This is a genomic window from Paramagnetospirillum sp. (assembly GCF_058402745.1).
The window spans coordinates 79,920-94,599 of the sequence record NZ_JBZVFI010000008.1 but is presented as its reverse complement, the minus strand read 5'-3'; the positions used below and the strand labels follow the sequence as shown (position 1 = coordinate 94,599).

Genomic DNA, 14,680 nt, shown 5'->3' with positions numbered 1-14,680 from the left:
GATATTGACAACCCCTGCCATTCGACCGACCATCACCAAACTATCGTCATGGGGGAACCGAGTGCCCTCGTCCGCCGTCGCCGTCTCCAAGACCGGAAAGGTCAATGTGGAACACGAGCTGCTCGAGCTCGTGTCGGCGCTCGTCTGCATCCTGCGCCAGGGCCAGGTGATCTTCATCAACCAGGCCGGGGTCCGGGTTCTGGGCCTGGGCTCGCAGGACGACGCCATCGGCATGGCCTTCGTGGAGTTCGTCGAGGCCGATTACCGCTTCCTGGTGGAGGCGGGCTGGGAATTGCTGGCCGAGGAAGAGTTCCTGCCGCTGAAGCTGATGCGTCGCGACGGCACCCTGTTCGAGGCGGAAATCCGTGTCCGCCTGATTCCCGGGCCTGACGAGACCTTCCTGGTCGAGGCGCGCGACATCTCGAAATTCGTCAAGTCGGCCGAGGCGCTGCGCGAGCGCGAGGAACGCCTTCAGGGGGTGCTGGCCTCGGTGGCGGAAGGCATCATCACCGTTGACGAGCACGGCCTGATCGAGACCGCCAATCCGGCGGCCGAGCGCATGTTCGGCCACCCCAAGGGCAAGCTGGTGGGCCAGCATATCGGCGTGCTGATGGGCTCGGACCTGCAGGAGCAGCATCAGGCCCTGTTCTCGCAATATCTGGCCGGTTCGGCCAAACTGATGGGCCGGGCGGTGGAAAGCATGGGCTATCGCGCCGACGGTTCCCACTTTCCCATGGAAATCTCGGTCAGCGAATTGCGTTACGGCAAGGGCCGCCTGTTCACCGGCATCCTGCGCGACATTTCCGAGCGCAAGGAGAACGAGGAGCGCATCAAGCGCCTGGCCCACCACGACACCCTGACCGGCCTGCCCAACCGCAACCTGCTCAACGACCGCATCAGCCACGCCCTGGCCCGCGTGCGGCGCCACGGCGGCCGCATGGCGGTGCTTTACGTCGATCTGGACAAGTTCAAGCCCATCAACGACACCCTGGGCCACGAGGCCGGCGACGCGGTCCTGCGCGAGGTGGCGCGGCGGCTGAACAATTGCGTCCGCAGCTCCGACACGGTGTCCCGCGTCGGCGGCGACGAATTCGTGGTGGTGGTCGAGGAGATCGGCCGGCCCGGCGAGGCGGCCATGGTGGCGCGCAAGATCATCGAGACGCTGGGCTCGCCCATCCCCTACAACGAGCACGCCTGCCTAGTGGGGGCGTCCATCGGCATCGCGGTGTTCCCCGATGACGGAAACACCATGGACGAGGTCAGCAAGGCCGCCGACATGGCCATGTACCGGGTCAAGCACTCGGGCCGCAACGGCTATTGCTTCTACTCGGATTCCATGCCGGCCGACGAGATCGACCTGGACGACGCTCCGGCCGGCGACTGAGACTCAGGGCGATCCTGGATCTGTCGGATTTAAGTTGATGCACATTCTCTCGTCGTCCCGGGCTCGACCCGGGACCCAGGAATTACCAACGATGATGTTTGAGGTTGGTCCCCCTGGACCCCGGCTCAAGGCCGGGGTGACGGACGAAGGCGCTGCATCGGTTCCGCTAAACCCGGACAAACTCTAGGAGCGGTTCATCTCGGCGATCAGCTGCTCGCGCGCCACTTCCAGCAGCACCGCCATCTGGTGGCGGATGGCCGTTTCGTCGATGGCGATTCCGCTGGCGATGAAGTCGCGGGCGATCTTGTGCCCGGCATCGCGGTCGGTGGCGTCGAATTCCACATCGACCACCGACAGGGCGTAGGTCTTGGCGGCATCGCCGGCAATACCCATCTGCTCGGCGGCCCACAGCCCCAGAAGCTTGTCGCGGCGGATCTTCGCCTTGAATTCCTGTTCCTGGTCCAGCCGGTACTTGGCCTCGAAGGCTTTCTCGCGATCGTCGAAGGCAGTCATGGCGCGCCGCGTTCCATTCCCTTTGTTACGGTTGGCGTCCGCAGTTGAAAGCCGCGGGCGCAAGCCGTGTTATAACGGGCGAAAGCGCCGCTAGAAACGGATTTTTGCGCATGTGCACCCTTGTCCTGCTTCGCAGGCCCGGCCACCACTGGCCCCTGATCGTCGCCGCCAACCGCGACGAGATGAACACCAGACCCTGGAAGCCGCCGGGTCGCTGGTGGGACGACCGGCCCGAAGTGGTGGCCGGGCTGGACGAACTGGCGGGCGGCACCTGGCTGGGCGTCAACGACACCGGCGTGGTGGCGGCCATCCTCAACCGCATCGGCACCCTGGGGCCGGCTCCGGGCAAGCGTTCGCGCGGCGAACTGGTGCTCGAGGCCCTGGACCACGCCGACGCCGCCGACTCGGCCGAGGCCTTGGCCCATCTGAACGCCGGCGCCTACCGGTCGTTCAACATGGTGGTGGCCGACAACCGCGACGCCTTCTGGGTGCGGGCCGACGGCAGCCGGCTGGAGGTGCGTCCCATCGCCCCCGGGCTGCACATGCTGAGCGCGCTCGACCTGGACGACCGGAGCAGCCCGCGCATCGCCGCCTATCTCGACCGCTTCGCCGCCGCCGCTCCGCCCGCTCCCGATCCGGCCCATCCCGAAGGCGGCGAGTGGGGAGAATGGCAGGCGCTGATGGCCGATACCGGCGGGCGCGGTCCCGACGGCGAGGAGACGCCCGCCATGTGCTTCCTGCGCCCCGACGGATTCGGGACGGTGTCGGCCTCGCTGATCGCCCTGCCGGCCCCGGAGACGGCCGAGGCCGGGCGGGTCTGGCGCTTCGCCGCCGGGCGGCCGGACCGGACGGCGTACGGCGGAGTGGGCTGACGGGGAGGGCGGACCCGCTTCCGCTTCGTTTCATTGTTTCCAGGGACCGAGCCTGCTATACCAAGCTCGAAACACGGGTGACGGACCTGTCCGCCGCCCCTTCGCCGTCCGCGCCGTTCCCCGCCCGACCTCCGTGGGGGATGCGAAGCGGGCGCCATCGATTTGGATTTTTCCATGGCAAGACGCAGACAGATTTACGAGGGCAAGGCCAAGGTCCTGTTCGAAGGACCCGAGCCCGGCACCCTGGTGCAGTACTTCAAGGATGATGCCACCGCCTTCAACAACAAGAAGCGCGGCACCATCACCGGCAAGGGGGTCCTGAACAACCGCATTTCCGAATACCTGATGCTGCGCCTGGGCGAGATCGGGGTTCCCACCCATTTCGTCCGCCGCCTGAACATGCGCGAGCAGCTGGTGCGCGAGGTGGAGATCATTCCGCTCGAGGTGGTGGTGCGCAACGTGGCCGCCGGCTCGCTGGCCCAGCGCTTCGGCCTGTCCGAGGGCACGCCCCTGCCGCGCTGCATCATCGAGTGGTACTTCAAGTCCGACGCGCTGAACGACCCCATGGTCTCGGAGGAGCACATCACCGCCTTCGGCTGGGCCACCACCCAGGACCTGGACGAGATGATGTCCCTGGCCCTGCGCATCAACGACTTCCTTTCGGGCCTGTTCCTCGGCGTCGGCATCCGCCTGGTGGACTTCAAGATCGAGTTCGGCCGCCTTTACAACGGCGACGACATGCAGATCGTGCTGGCCGACGAGATCAGCCCCGATTCCTGCCGCCTGTGGGACATCCGCACCGGCGACAAGATGGACAAGGACCGCTTCCGCCGCGACCTCGGCGGGGTGGAGGAAGCCTATCAGGAAGTGGCCCGCCGCCTCGGCATCCTGCCGGAAGGCGGTCCCCGGGATCTCAAGGGTCCCGCGATGATGCAATAGGGGCCTTCCCCCTTTACGTTCCCTCGTACAAAACGGAAAGACCGACGTGAAAGCCAAAGTCCATATCACCCTCAAGAACGGCGTTCTCGATCCCCAGGGCAAGGCGGTGCAGCACGCGCTGGGCTCGCTCGGCTTCGGCGGCGTCAACGACGTGCGCCAGGGCAAGTACATCGAACTCGACCTGGCCGAGACCGACCGGGCCAAGGCCAAGGACGCGGTGGAGCAGATGTGCAAGGGCCTGCTGGCCAACACCGTGATCGAGAACTACGCCATCGAACTGGTGGACTGAGCCGGCTGTGGCGGCGCGGCGGCTTCTTCCCGGCCTGATCCTCTGCCTGGGCATGGCGTCGGCCATGCCCGTCCGGGCCGAGGATCCTGCGATCCGGACCCAGCCCCTGGACACCGAGCTGTTCGAGGACCTCATCGACGGTATCGGCAACGTGCTCGGCGTGCTGGTCGGCCCGCCCATTTCCAGTCCGTCCCCCCATCTCAATACCCCCGACAACCAGGTTCCGAGTGCTCCGCCCGCCCCGGTCCAGCCGGCGGTGGTAGCCGTGCCCCCCCCGGCTCCGGTTCCGGCTCCGGCTCTTGCCTCTCCCCCGGCTCCGGTCGCCGCGCCCATCGTGGTGCCCTCGCCGGCCCGGGAAGCGCCGCCGCCTCCGGCGGTCAAGGTGGCTGCGCCGCCTGCCCCGCCCCCACCGCCCGCTCCGGCGCCGAGGCCGGCCGCTCCGGTGGTGGCCGCTCCGCCCGCCGCGCCGCCGCCCGCGCCCCTGGCCGCCGCCAGCCCGGCCTGCGCCGCGCGGGTCGCCGCCACCGCGACCCTGGAGCAGATGCGCCGCCTGCCGAAATGCCCGTGATCTTTCCCTGATTTCGCCACAAAGCGGTCCCAGGACCGCCATGCTCGTCCGTCATGATGCGATTCATGGCCTCCCCGTCTTCCCTGGGGTGGCATTCGTGGAGAGCAAGATGGCCTATCCCCTGTTCGACAGCGGCTACACCCTGTGGGCCGCCGATCTGGAGACCCGGTTGAAGGATCAGCTGGGCAGTTCGGCCCGCGCGCTGGGCATCGACCAGCGGTTGCTGCTGCAAAGCTACTATTCCGGTTACACCGTCACCGCTGCCCTGGCTCTGCTGGCATCCCGCTACCCCGCCGCCGGGCTTTGACCTTTTCCCCACCTTTCCGCATTGCCGGTCCACATCCGGGGTTGACTGGGGACGCCGGGCACGGCGTCATACTGGAAAAGACTAAAATACGGCAATGGTCGAGGAGGGGTGTCCGTGGCGGTCAAGTGGCGAGGCCCGTTTCCGTGGCTCGCGGCGGCGTTTGCCGCCGATGTGGCGGTTACCGTCGCGGCGGGATATTTCATGTCCCAGGGCGTGGTCGACCGCGAGGAGCTGATCGCCCTGGTGATGGTCTCCCTGGCCGGGGCGGCGGTGCTGTTCGCCGTGTCGTGGAAAGCCATCGACTTCCTGGTGGTCCGCGCCATCAAGAAGATGGCCGCCGAGGTGCGCGCCATCGCCTATGGCGGCGGCGGGCGTGACCGCGTCGATCCCGAACGCTATTTCATGATCGCGCCGCTGCCCGAGGCGGTGAACGAGGTCTGCTCGCGCATGGTCAAGGCCCGGACCGAGCTGGCCGAGGGCCTGTCCGCCGCCACCCGCAAGTCCGAGGAGAATTCCAACCGCCTGGCCGCCATCCTCAACGACCTGCACGAGGGTGTGCTGGTGTGCAACCAGCGCCACCAGCTGGTGCTCTACAACCAGGTGGCCTTCGACATGCTGCGCGAGACGGCGGAGCTGGGGCTGGGGCGCTCGCTGTTCGAGACCATCGCACGCGAGCCGGTCATGCACATGATGGACATCCTGGCCAATCGCGGCGGCACCGCCGAGGGCGGATTGCCGTTCCTGGCCGGGACGGTGGACGACCGCATGCTGCTGCAGGCCCGCATGACCCTGATCCGCAACGACGAGGGCACGGTGACCGGCTACGTGGTCACCCTGGTGGACGCCGGGCCGCAGCTGGCCGCCCTGGCCGGGCGCGAGGCCCTGCTGCGCGAAGTGGCCGAGGACGTGGAGATGCCCCTTCGCCGCATGATGCTGTCGGCGGGCGATTCCCACACCATCCGCCATGAATGCATGGTGATCTCCGACGCCATCCGGCGGGTGACCAAGGGCTATCACGCCATGCTGGCCGGGTGGTGGCCCATGGCCGACATCAACTCCACCGAGCTGCTGACCTTCGTGGCGTCCCGCCTGGGCGAGGACATGACCGCCACCGTGGTGGGTCTGCCCGTCTGGCTGCACGGCGATTCCCATTCCCTGGTGATGGCCATCGAATCCCTGATCTGGCGGGTGGCCGACCGCAGCGGCGCCACTCAGTTCGACCTGTCGGGCGGCGCCGACGACCATGGCGCCTGGGTGGAATTCGCCTGGGAGGGCGAGGTGGTCGAGCAGGCGCAGCTGGACCGCTGGCTGGCCCAGTCGCTGGTGGCGCTGGGCGGCATGACGGTCAAGGACGTGCTGGAGCACCATGCCGGCACCGAACTGGTCCGCGGCCGCCACGAGGGCGGCGGCAGCCTGCGCATTCCCATGCGCAAGGGGGTCGAGCAGCACGGCCACGGCCGCCAGGTGCTGCCCGGCCGTCCCGAGTTCTACGACATGACGCTGCTGGAGCAGTCCCGCGATACCGGCGCCATGGGGGCCCAGCCGCTGCGGTCGCTGACCTTCGTGGTGTTCGACACCGAGACCACCGGGCTGCACCCCTCCCAGGGTGACCAGATCGTCTCCATCGCCGGGGTGCGCATCGTCAACGGCCGCATCCTGTCGGGCGAGAGCTTCAACCGCATCGTCAATCCCGGCCGGCCCATTCCGGCGGAATCCATCCGCTATCACGGCATCACCGACGAGATGGTGGTGGACAAGCCGCCGGCCGGCGTGGTGCTGCCCCAGTTCCGCTCCTACGTGGCCGACGCGGTGCTGGTGGCCCACAATGCCGCCTTCGACCTGAAATTCCTGCGCATGCGGGAAAAGGACATGGGAATCCGCTTCGACAATCCGGTGCTGGACACCATGATCCTGTCCAACTTCCTGGACGGGCCGGAAGCCGGGCATTCCCTGGACGACATCTGCGAGCGCTACGGCATCGAGATCACCGACCGCCATACGGCGCTGGGCGATTCCATGGTGACGGCGGCGGTGTTGCTGCGCCAGATCGAGGCACTGGAAGGCCGGGGCATCCACACCCTGGACGACGCGGTCAAGACGCTGGACATCGCCATGATCCTGCACGAGCGGCAGAGGGTGCTGTAGGTCTATTGGGCTATCGCCCAAACCTATCCGGGGCCGATGCCCCGGACCCCATTTTCATTCATGAATGAAAGGGAGGTTTGGAGGCATCGCCTCCAACCGGGGTTACGGGGCGGGAGCCCCGCTTCTACCCGCCGATGCCGCAGACGAATTTCAGCGTCTTGAGGCGGCGGAAGGCCCATTTCAGGCGGGAGCGGGTGCGCTTGTCGAGGCGCTTGGGATCGATCTTGGCCGAGGCGGGAATCTGCAGGGCGATGTCGGCCAGCTGCTGTTCCAGCATGACGCGCAGCACGACTTCCCGCACCTCGATGAAATCACGCAGGTCGTCCTCGTGCAGCACGCCGGATTCCTTCAGGGCGGCGAAGCGCTCGTCGGTGCCGGTGGCCGGGATGTGGGCGCGGATGGCCCGCATGCGCGCCGCGCTGACCAGGGGCAGCAGGCCGAATTTCTTGGCGTTGAGGCGGCCCTGCTTGGTGACGAAATTGCCGAACAGGCCGATGGAGCCGTCCATGCCCGCCACGTTCTGGGCGAGGTAGCGCAGGAAGAAGGCCGATTGGGCGGCCTTTTCCATGGCCATGCTCCGCAGCTCCTCGGCCAGGGCGCGGTCGCCCCACACCGGCTGGAAGTCGTAGAAGATGTCGCAATACATCACGGTCTGGTTCTCGACCGAGAAGACCCAGCCGTGGACCTCGTCCCGCCATTCGTCCAGGCTCTTGCGCCACTTGGATTCGCGGGCCATGACGCCGCCGTCGCAGAACGGGATGCCGGCCTTGTTCAGGGTGTCGTTGAGGCGCTTGCCCAGCTCGGCGAACCAGGGATCGTCGGACGGCTTGCCGTCGTGGACGATGGCGTTGTCCTGGTCGAAGGCCAGCAGGCTTTCGCCGCGTCCGCCCGATCCCAGGATCAGCACGGCGTAGCGGGCGGGGGCGGGGCCCCAGCCGTCGTCCAGCAGCGACTGCTCGGCCAGCTCGGCGGCCCGCGCGGTCAGGTCGCGCAGCACCAGGGCGATCACCGAGGCGATGTTGCGCGCGGTCACGCCTTCGCCCAGCAGGCCGCGGGCCAGCTTGGGCAGGTTGACCATCACCGCCTTCATCTCGTCGGCATTGGCGGCGCTCTCGGCCGAATCGCCCAGCACCAGCGCCTCGGTGGCGCGCACCTTGAGCAGCGCCCGGCCGGTGATCATGCCCAGCGGCCGGCTGTCGCCATCCACCACCACCAGATGCCGGAGGTCGAGGCGCGTCATCCGGGCCAGCGCCACGTAGACGTAGGCGTCGGCCGACACGGTGGCCACCGGCTTGGTCATGGTCTGGTCCAGCGTCAGCTCCAGGCCGGCGGGACCGGTATTGGACAGGATGCGCAGCAGATCGCGTTCGGTGAAGATGCCCAGCGTGCGTCCCTCGCCATCGATTCCGACGATGGACGAGACCCTGGCCTCGTACATGCGGTGGACCGCGTCGTGCAGGGTCACCGAGGCCAGCGCGGTGAGCACCGGAGTGCTCATCACCTCGCGCAGGCGATGGCGATAGGGAAAACTGTCAATGCGGGCGAGGGCGGCAATGTCGTTCATGGCGCGTGTACGATAGTGGCGGAGGTGGAAAATTCAACCTATTTCAGCCTGAAAAGCGACCCCATGGTAAAAGTCTAAATGTGCCGGTCAATTCTCTCCGAGAACACGATAGGGTGTTTACTCTAGGTGGGTTGGCCGGCTTCGCCTCATCGCGGCGAAAGGGTCAAGTGACATTTTCTGTAATCTGAACAGAAACTGAAAGGGAATTTGGCGTCGTCTTGAGAAAAGCTGGTGAAGGTTCGAAACGAATACCTAATTTCTCATTAGAATAACCTATTGAATAAATCAGGTGCTTTCAGTTGGTGTTGACGCCAAAGGAAGCGGATGTTAATGAGGTCCGTCGCCTCAGGCAAGCTGCGGGCGTATGACGCGTACGCATAGGTGCCCTCGTGCGCCTGCACGCTTAAAAATGCTGAATCCGGCAACAAGACCGGGAGCTGAAAACAACAATCGTCCGCCTCTTTCCGGTGGCGGCGATGACAAAGTGGAGGGTCAAAGTGAGCTCACATAACGCACCTTCGGCTGCGAATCTCGCGAGCGCCGAGCACATTCGGAACAATCCGAAGTTCAAGGAACTGGTCGCCAAGCGTAACGCCTTCGCGTGGACGCTGTCGGTGATCATGCTGATCATCTATTTCGGCTTCATCCTCATCATCGCCTTCAACAAGGCTTGGCTCGGCACCCTGCTGTCGGCCGCCGGCGTCACCACCATCGGCTTCCCCATCGGGGTGGGCGTCATCCTGTCGGCCATCGCGCTGACCGGTGTCTACGTCTACCGCGCCAATGGCGAGTTCGACGAAATGAACCGCCAGATCATCGAGGAATCCCGCTGATGAAGATGACCAAGACCGCAATCGCGTCCGCGCTCGCCTTCGGCGGCACGGCGCTCCTCGCCACCGCCGCCCTGGCGGCCGGCGCCGACATGGGCGGTGCCCAGAAGCAGGCCACCAACTGGCATGCCATCATCATGTTCGTGATCTTCGTGGGCGCGACCCTCGGCATCACCTACTGGGCGGCCGGCCGCACCAAGACCGCCGCCGACTTCTACGCCGCCGGCGGTGGCATCACCGGCTTCCAGAACGGCCTGGCCATCGCGGGCGACTACATGTCGGCCGCTTCGTTCCTGGGCATTTCCGCCCTGGTGTACGGTTCGGGCTATGACGGCCTGATCTTCTCGGTGGGCTGGCTGGTCGGCTGGCCGATCATCCTGTTCCTGATCGCCGAGCGTCTCAGGAATCTGGGCAAGTACACCTTCGCCGACGTGTGCGGCTATCGCCTGGCCCGCACGCCCATCCGTACCTTCGCCGCCACCGGTTCGCTGATCGTGGTGATCTTCTACCTGATCGGCCAGATGGTCGGTGCCGGCCAGCTGATCAAGCTGCTGTTCGGCATGGACTACCTGTACGCGGTTATCGTCGTCGGCGCGCTGATGATGATCTACGTCACCTTCGGCGGCATGGTCGCCACCACCTGGGTGCAGATCATCAAGGCCTGCCTGCTGCTGGGCGGCGCGACCTTCATCGCTCTCGGCGTGATGTACAATTTCGGCTTCTCGTTCGAGAAGATGTTCGTCAAGGCCATCGAGGTTCATCCCAAGAAGGTGGCGATCATGGCGCCGGGCGCCCTGGTCACCAATCCGGTGGACGCCATCTCGCTGGGCATGGCCCTGATGTTCGGCACCGCCGGCCTGCCGCACATCCTCATGCGCTTCTTCACCGTTCCCGATGCGCGCGAGGCCCGCAAGTCGGTGTTCTACGCCACCGGCTTCATCGGCTACTTCTACATCCTGACCTTCATCATCGGGTTCGGCGCCATCACCCTGGTGGCCACCAATCCCGAGTATCTGGCCAAGGGCCTCGGCTCCCTGGACCTGAAGGGCGGCAACAACATGGCCGCGGTGTGGCTGGCCCACGCCATCGGCGGCAACCTGTTCCTCGGCTTCATCTCGGCCGTGGCCTTCGCCACCATCCTGGCGGTGGTGTCGGGTCTGACCCTGGCGGGCGCGTCGGCGATCTCGCACGACCTGTATGCCAGCGTCATCATGCACGGCCAGGCCACCGAAGGTAAGGAAGTGACCGTCTCCAAGATCTCGTCCATCGCTCTCGGCATCGTCGCCGTGCTGCTGGGCCTGGTCTTCGAGAAGCAGAACGTGGCGTTCATCGTGGCGCTCACCTTCTCGGTCGCGGCTTCGGCCAACTTCCCGGTGCTGATCCTGTCCATGTTCTGGGGCGGTCTCACCACCCGTGGCGCCGTGCTCGGCGGCATGATCGGCCTGCTGATGTCGGTGATCATGGTCGTCCTGTCCAAGGCCGTGTGGGTGCAGAGCTTCGGCTTCAAGGAAGCCCTGTTCCCCTACGCCTATCCGGCCCTGTTCTCGGTGCCGGGGGCCTTCTTCTTCTCCTGGCTGTTCTCGGTTCTCGACAACAGCCCGCAGGCCCAGGCCGAACGCGCCGCCTACGAAGCCCAGTCCATCCGGTCCGAGACCGGCCTGGGTGCCGAAGGCGCCGCCAGCCACTAAGGCTGATACAGGCAACACACTTTTTGACTGGGCCGCCGGATTTCCGGCGGCCCTTTTCTTTTGGGTGGTGCGAAGGAGCGGGCGCCGGCCGGGCGGGCGGGCCCTGCGCCGGACGCGGCGCACGGTGGCCTGGATCTATTTTTTTGAGCGCGCGGCCTTCCGGCCGCCGGGCCGCCACCCCGAAGGATGGCCGGCCACGGATCAGGCCGTGCTAGAGCGGCGTGCGTTTAATCTGAAACATACCCGGCTTCCCTGAGGTAGTTCCAGCATTCGTCTGGGGTGTAGAGATCGCAGATATTGCCGACGGCCTTCCAGAGGTCGTCGATGGTGCGCGCGCCGATCCGTCGGAGATGAGCCTTGAGTTTGGCAAAGGCCATCTCGATTGGGTTTAGGTCTGGGCTGTATGGGGGTAGGAACAGGAACCAGGCGCCTCTCTCCTTGAGGATGGCCTTGGCCTTCTCGCTTTTATGGCTGGAGAGGTTGTCGAGGATGACGACGTCGCCCGGCTGGAGCGTCGGGGCCAGTTGGGTCTCGACGTAGACCTCGAAGGTTTGTCGGTTCATGGGGCCGTTTATGATCCAGGGTGCCGTCAGACCGTCACAGCGCAAGGCGGCGATGAAGGTTTGGGTTCCCCAGTGGCCGAATGGCGCGCGGGCCTTGAACCGTTGCCCTCGCGGTGCCCGTCCCCGCAACCGGGTCATCTTGGTGGTGGTGGCGGTCTCGTCGATGAACGCCAGCCGGTGAGGCTCCTGGCACATCCGGGGCTGGCGGTGGCTCAGCCAGGTCCGGCGCTCCGCCACCACATCATCGCGACCGGCTTCGGTGGCCAGCAGCGTTTTTTTTGACGCTGAAGCCTTGCCCGATCAGAAACCGCGAGAGTGACGCCGGGTGGGCCGTGACGCCGCATTCGGCCTTCAGCTTGGCCGCCAGTTCCGGCATCGTGATGTCGCCTTGCGCCTCCACCCAGCCGGTCAGAAGAGCGGCAAAGGCCGCCAGCTTACCACCGCCCGGCGGACGGCCTTGCCGCAAGGGCTCCAACGAACCCGTCGCCGCCATCCGTTGTGCAAGACGGACGCTGGTCGCGGCGCTCACTCCAAAATGCCGAGCCGCCGCTCGCCGCGATTCGCCGTGTTCGATCTTACCGTAAACACGGACCCGAAGATCTGATGATAGCCATTTGCCCATGATCCACCTCCAATGAGGTTGAATCACTTTTTCGCCTACAAGGGAATCCCCTGCGATTCAGATTTCAGGTCCGATGCTCTAATCGGAATTGTGCCGGTGGTGGTTGCCGTGATCCTCCACCTCGGCGACGCGCAGGATATTGGTGGTGCCCGAGTGCCCGAAGGGCACGCCGGCGGTGATCACCACCCGGTCGCCCACCCGGGCGAAGCCTTCGCTTTGAGCGAAGTTCACCGCCTTGCTCACCATCTCGGTGAAGCTGCGCACATCCTTGGCCATGATGGAATGCGCTCCCCACACCAGGGCCATCTGGCGGGCCACCTCGATGTCGGCGGTCACCGACAGGATCGGCTGCTCGGGCCGCTCGCGGGCGGCGCGCAGCGTGGTCGAACCGGACGAGGTGAAGGTGACGATGGCCGCCGCGCCCAGGGTATGGGCCACCTGGCGGGCGGCCGCGCTGATGGCGTCGCGGGTGGTGTGCTCGGGATCGAGGCGGGAAGCCTCGGTGATGATCTGATAGTTCTTGTCGTGCTCCACCTGCTGGATGATGCGGTCCATCATGGTGACCGCCTCCACCGGGTACTCGCCCGAGGCGGTTTCCGCCGACAGCATCACCGCGTCGGAGCCGTCATAGACGGCTGTGGCCACGTCCGAGGCCTCGGCCCGGGTGGGCGAGGGCGCATGGACCATGGAATCCAGCATCTGGGTGGCGACCACCACCGGCTTGCCCGCCCGGCGGCAGGCCTTGATGATGCGCTTTTGCAGGATGGGAACGGTCTCGGGCGGGCATTCGACGCCGAGATCGCCGCGCGCCACCATCACCGCGTCCGACCATTCGATGATCGAGGCCAGGTGCTCGATGGCCGAGGGCTTTTCCAGCTTGGACAGGATGCGCACCCGCGAGCCCACGTAGGAGCCGATCAGGCGCCGCGCTTCCTGCACGTCGGAGGGCCGCTGCACGAAGCTGAGCGCGATCCAGTCGGCGCCCATCTCCACGGCGAATTCCAGGTCGCGGCGGTCCTTCTCGGTCAAGGGCGAGATGGGCAGCATGACGCCCGGGACGTTGACGCCCTTGTGGTTGGAAATCTCGCCGCCCACCGCCACGCGGGTCTCGGCGAAATCGGGGCCACAGGTCTCCACGGTCAGGCGCAGCTTGCCGTCATCGATCAGCAGATCGCTGCCGGGCTTCAAGGCCGCGAACACCTCGGGATGATGGAGCGGAGCCCGGGCGGCGGTGCCCAGCGCGTCGTCCATGTCCAGGCGGAAGGCGGCGCCGGTCTCCAGGCGGGCGCGGCCACCCTCGAAATCGCCGACGCGGAGCTTGGGGCCCTGAAGGTCGGCCAGGACGGCGATGGGCCGCTTCACCTTCCGTTCCAGTTCGCGGATGGTGAAGATGCGGCTCTTGTGGTCGTCGTGGCTGCCGTGGCTGAAATTCAGGCGAAAAACGTCGGCCCCGGCCAGGAACAGGGCCTCGATGGCCTCGGGAGTCGAGGAGGCCGGGCCGAGAGTGGCGATGATCTTCGCATTGCGTGCGCGTCGCATATGAATCCCCATGGTACTTCCCGCCGCCCAGCATAGCAGAGGCGCCGAAGGCGGCAACCACGCCCATGGCTTCACCTTGTGACGGAATTCCGAAATTACAACGTCTGTCGGGTATAGCGGGTCAGCACGAAGCCCAGATGGGCGCGCATGGCCGCCTCGGCCGCTGCCGGGTCCTTGGCCTTGACCGCCTCGAAGATGGCGCGGTGCTGTCCCAGGATCACCTGATCGTCCTGGCGCGAGGGAAACAGCTGGTAGCGGTGGTAGTCCACCATCTGGTGCAGGATGCCGCGAATCACCGCCATGATGTGGAGATAGATTCCCGACCCCGACGCCTTGGCGATGGCCAGATGGAAGCAGACGTCGTTCTCGCTCTTGTGGGCGCCGCCGGCGATGTCGGCCTCGGTGGCCGCCATGATGCGGGCCAGTTCGGCCAGATCCTCGTCCGAACGGTTCAGCGCGGCGCGCCCCACCGCCCAGGCCTCGAGAATGGCGCGGATTTCCGCCAGGTCGTGCAGGTTGTCGCGGCTGACCCGCACCAGTTCCAGCATGCCGGGGTCCATGGCGGCCGAACTGGCGATCACCCTGGTGCCGCCGCCCTGGACGGCGTCGAGCAGTCCCTGGGTCTTCAGCGATTGCAGCGCGGCGCGGATCGAGACGCGGCTGACCCCCATCTCCTCCGCCAACTGCCGCTCGCCGGGCAGGCGATGGCCGGGGCCCCACTCGCCCGAGGCGATGCGGGCGAGAATCCGGTCGGTGACCTGATCCGATATGCGCGTGCCGTTTCCGGCCTTGGGCTTGGAGTTCATGATCCATGCCCCCCATTTCTTTGTTATGCTTGCGATGGTGCGCCCACCCCG

The 14,680-nt window shown here is 66.1% G+C and carries 14 protein-coding genes; 9 read left to right on the top strand and 5 right to left on the bottom strand.

Annotated features, from left to right (window positions below; genetic code table 11):
• Positions 1-61 precede the first annotated feature (61 nt).
• Complete coding sequence (locus ACV4UZ_RS06295; protein ID WP_491600051.1) at positions 62-1,384, top strand: diguanylate cyclase domain-containing protein; 1,323 nt, start codon at positions 62-64, stop codon at positions 1,382-1,384.
• 183 nt (positions 1,385-1,567) lie between these two features.
• On the opposite strand, the gene ACV4UZ_RS06290 is transcribed toward ACV4UZ_RS06295, so the two are convergent.
• A complete protein-coding gene (locus ACV4UZ_RS06290; RefSeq protein ID WP_491600050.1) occupies positions 1,568-1,897 on the bottom strand; it encodes a DUF1476 domain-containing protein in 330 nt (109 codons plus the stop codon).
• A gap of 110 nt (positions 1,898-2,007) precedes the next feature.
• Here ACV4UZ_RS06290 and ACV4UZ_RS06285 point away from each other — a divergent pair, with 110 nt between their 5' ends.
• From ACV4UZ_RS06285 to ACV4UZ_RS06260, 6 genes are all read left to right on the top strand, one after another.
• Positions 2,008-2,769, top strand: a complete 762-nt coding sequence (locus ACV4UZ_RS06285; protein WP_491600049.1) for an NRDE family protein — start codon at positions 2,008-2,010, stop codon at positions 2,767-2,769.
• A gap of 174 nt (positions 2,770-2,943) precedes the next feature.
• The gene (gene purC, locus ACV4UZ_RS06280; RefSeq protein ID WP_491600048.1) at positions 2,944-3,708 is read left to right on the top strand and encodes a phosphoribosylaminoimidazolesuccinocarboxamide synthase; all 765 of its coding nucleotides are present in this window, start codon (positions 2,944-2,946) and stop codon (positions 3,706-3,708) included.
• Positions 3,709-3,754: 46 nt separating this feature from the next.
• The gene (purS, locus tag ACV4UZ_RS06275; RefSeq protein ID WP_008619816.1) at positions 3,755-3,997 is read left to right on the top strand and encodes a phosphoribosylformylglycinamidine synthase subunit PurS; all 243 of its coding nucleotides are present in this window, start codon (positions 3,755-3,757) and stop codon (positions 3,995-3,997) included.
• 7 nt (positions 3,998-4,004) lie between these two features.
• The gene (locus ACV4UZ_RS06270; RefSeq protein WP_491600047.1) at positions 4,005-4,565 is read left to right on the top strand and encodes a hypothetical protein; all 561 of its coding nucleotides are present in this window, start codon (positions 4,005-4,007) and stop codon (positions 4,563-4,565) included.
• Between the two features lie 109 nt (positions 4,566-4,674).
• Positions 4,675-4,872: a hypothetical protein gene (locus ACV4UZ_RS06265; protein WP_491600046.1), complete on the top strand. Its 198-nt coding sequence runs from the start codon at positions 4,675-4,677 to the stop codon at positions 4,870-4,872.
• 114 nt (positions 4,873-4,986) lie between these two features.
• Complete coding sequence (locus ACV4UZ_RS06260; protein WP_491600045.1) at positions 4,987-7,017, top strand: 3'-5' exonuclease; 2,031 nt, start codon at positions 4,987-4,989, stop codon at positions 7,015-7,017.
• A gap of 124 nt (positions 7,018-7,141) precedes the next feature.
• Here ACV4UZ_RS06260 and ACV4UZ_RS06255 read toward each other — a convergent pair whose 3' ends face one another.
• A complete protein-coding gene (locus ACV4UZ_RS06255; RefSeq protein WP_491600044.1) occupies positions 7,142-8,581 on the bottom strand; it encodes a DUF294 nucleotidyltransferase-like domain-containing protein in 1,440 nt (479 codons plus the stop codon).
• 476 nt (positions 8,582-9,057) lie between these two features.
• Between ACV4UZ_RS06255 and ACV4UZ_RS06250 the strand changes: the two genes are divergently transcribed.
• Both ACV4UZ_RS06250 and ACV4UZ_RS06245 read left to right on the top strand, forming a co-directional pair.
• Positions 9,058-9,414: a DUF485 domain-containing protein gene (locus tag ACV4UZ_RS06250; protein WP_491600043.1), complete on the top strand. Its 357-nt coding sequence runs from the start codon at positions 9,058-9,060 to the stop codon at positions 9,412-9,414.
• Complete coding sequence (locus tag ACV4UZ_RS06245; RefSeq protein ID WP_491600042.1) at positions 9,414-11,099, top strand: cation acetate symporter; 1,686 nt, start codon at positions 9,414-9,416, stop codon at positions 11,097-11,099. Before ACV4UZ_RS06250 ends, ACV4UZ_RS06245 begins: the two co-directional genes overlap by 1 nt.
• 227 nt (positions 11,100-11,326) lie before the next feature.
• On the opposite strand, the gene ACV4UZ_RS06240 is transcribed toward ACV4UZ_RS06245, so the two are convergent.
• From ACV4UZ_RS06240 to ACV4UZ_RS06230, 3 genes are all read right to left on the bottom strand, one after another.
• Positions 11,327-12,284 (bottom strand): IS630 family transposase gene (locus ACV4UZ_RS06240; RefSeq protein ID WP_491599710.1). Its coding sequence is split into 2 segments (ribosomal slippage): positions 11,327-11,954 and positions 11,953-12,284, totalling 960 coding nucleotides; the frame shifts between segments, so codons are not numbered across the junction.
• A 78-nt stretch (positions 12,285-12,362) separates the two neighbouring features.
• Entirely contained in the window at positions 12,363-13,823 is a 1,461-nt protein-coding gene (gene pyk, locus ACV4UZ_RS06235) for a pyruvate kinase (protein ID WP_491600041.1), read from the bottom strand.
• A gap of 95 nt (positions 13,824-13,918) precedes the next feature.
• Complete coding sequence (locus ACV4UZ_RS06230) at positions 13,919-14,629, bottom strand: FadR/GntR family transcriptional regulator (protein WP_491600040.1); 711 nt, start codon at positions 14,627-14,629, stop codon at positions 13,919-13,921.
• Positions 14,630-14,680: the final 51 nt, after the last annotated feature.

Excerpts from the sequence above, each read along its gene's own strand:
- ACV4UZ_RS06290 (WP_491600050.1), bottom strand. The coding sequence starts at position 1,897 with ATGACTGCCTTCGACGATCGCGAGAAAGCCTTCGAGGCCAAGTACCGG.
- ACV4UZ_RS06285 (WP_491600049.1), top strand. The coding sequence starts at position 2,008 with ATGTGCACCCTTGTCCTGCTTCGCAGGCCCGGCCACCACTGGCCCCTG.
- purC (WP_491600048.1), top strand. The coding sequence starts at position 2,944 with ATGGCAAGACGCAGACAGATTTACGAGGGCAAGGCCAAGGTCCTGTTC.
- ACV4UZ_RS06265 (WP_491600046.1), top strand. The coding sequence starts at position 4,675 with ATGGCCTATCCCCTGTTCGACAGCGGCTACACCCTGTGGGCCGCCGAT.
- ACV4UZ_RS06255 (WP_491600044.1), bottom strand. The coding sequence starts at position 8,581 with ATGAACGACATTGCCGCCCTCGCCCGCATTGACAGTTTTCCCTATCGC.
- ACV4UZ_RS06250 (WP_491600043.1), top strand. The coding sequence starts at position 9,058 with ATGACAAAGTGGAGGGTCAAAGTGAGCTCACATAACGCACCTTCGGCT.
- ACV4UZ_RS06245 (WP_491600042.1), top strand. The coding sequence starts at position 9,414 with ATGAAGATGACCAAGACCGCAATCGCGTCCGCGCTCGCCTTCGGCGGC.
- pyk (WP_491600041.1), bottom strand. The coding sequence starts at position 13,823 with ATGCGACGCGCACGCAATGCGAAGATCATCGCCACTCTCGGCCCGGCC.
- ACV4UZ_RS06230 (WP_491600040.1), bottom strand. The coding sequence starts at position 14,629 with ATGAACTCCAAGCCCAAGGCCGGAAACGGCACGCGCATATCGGATCAG.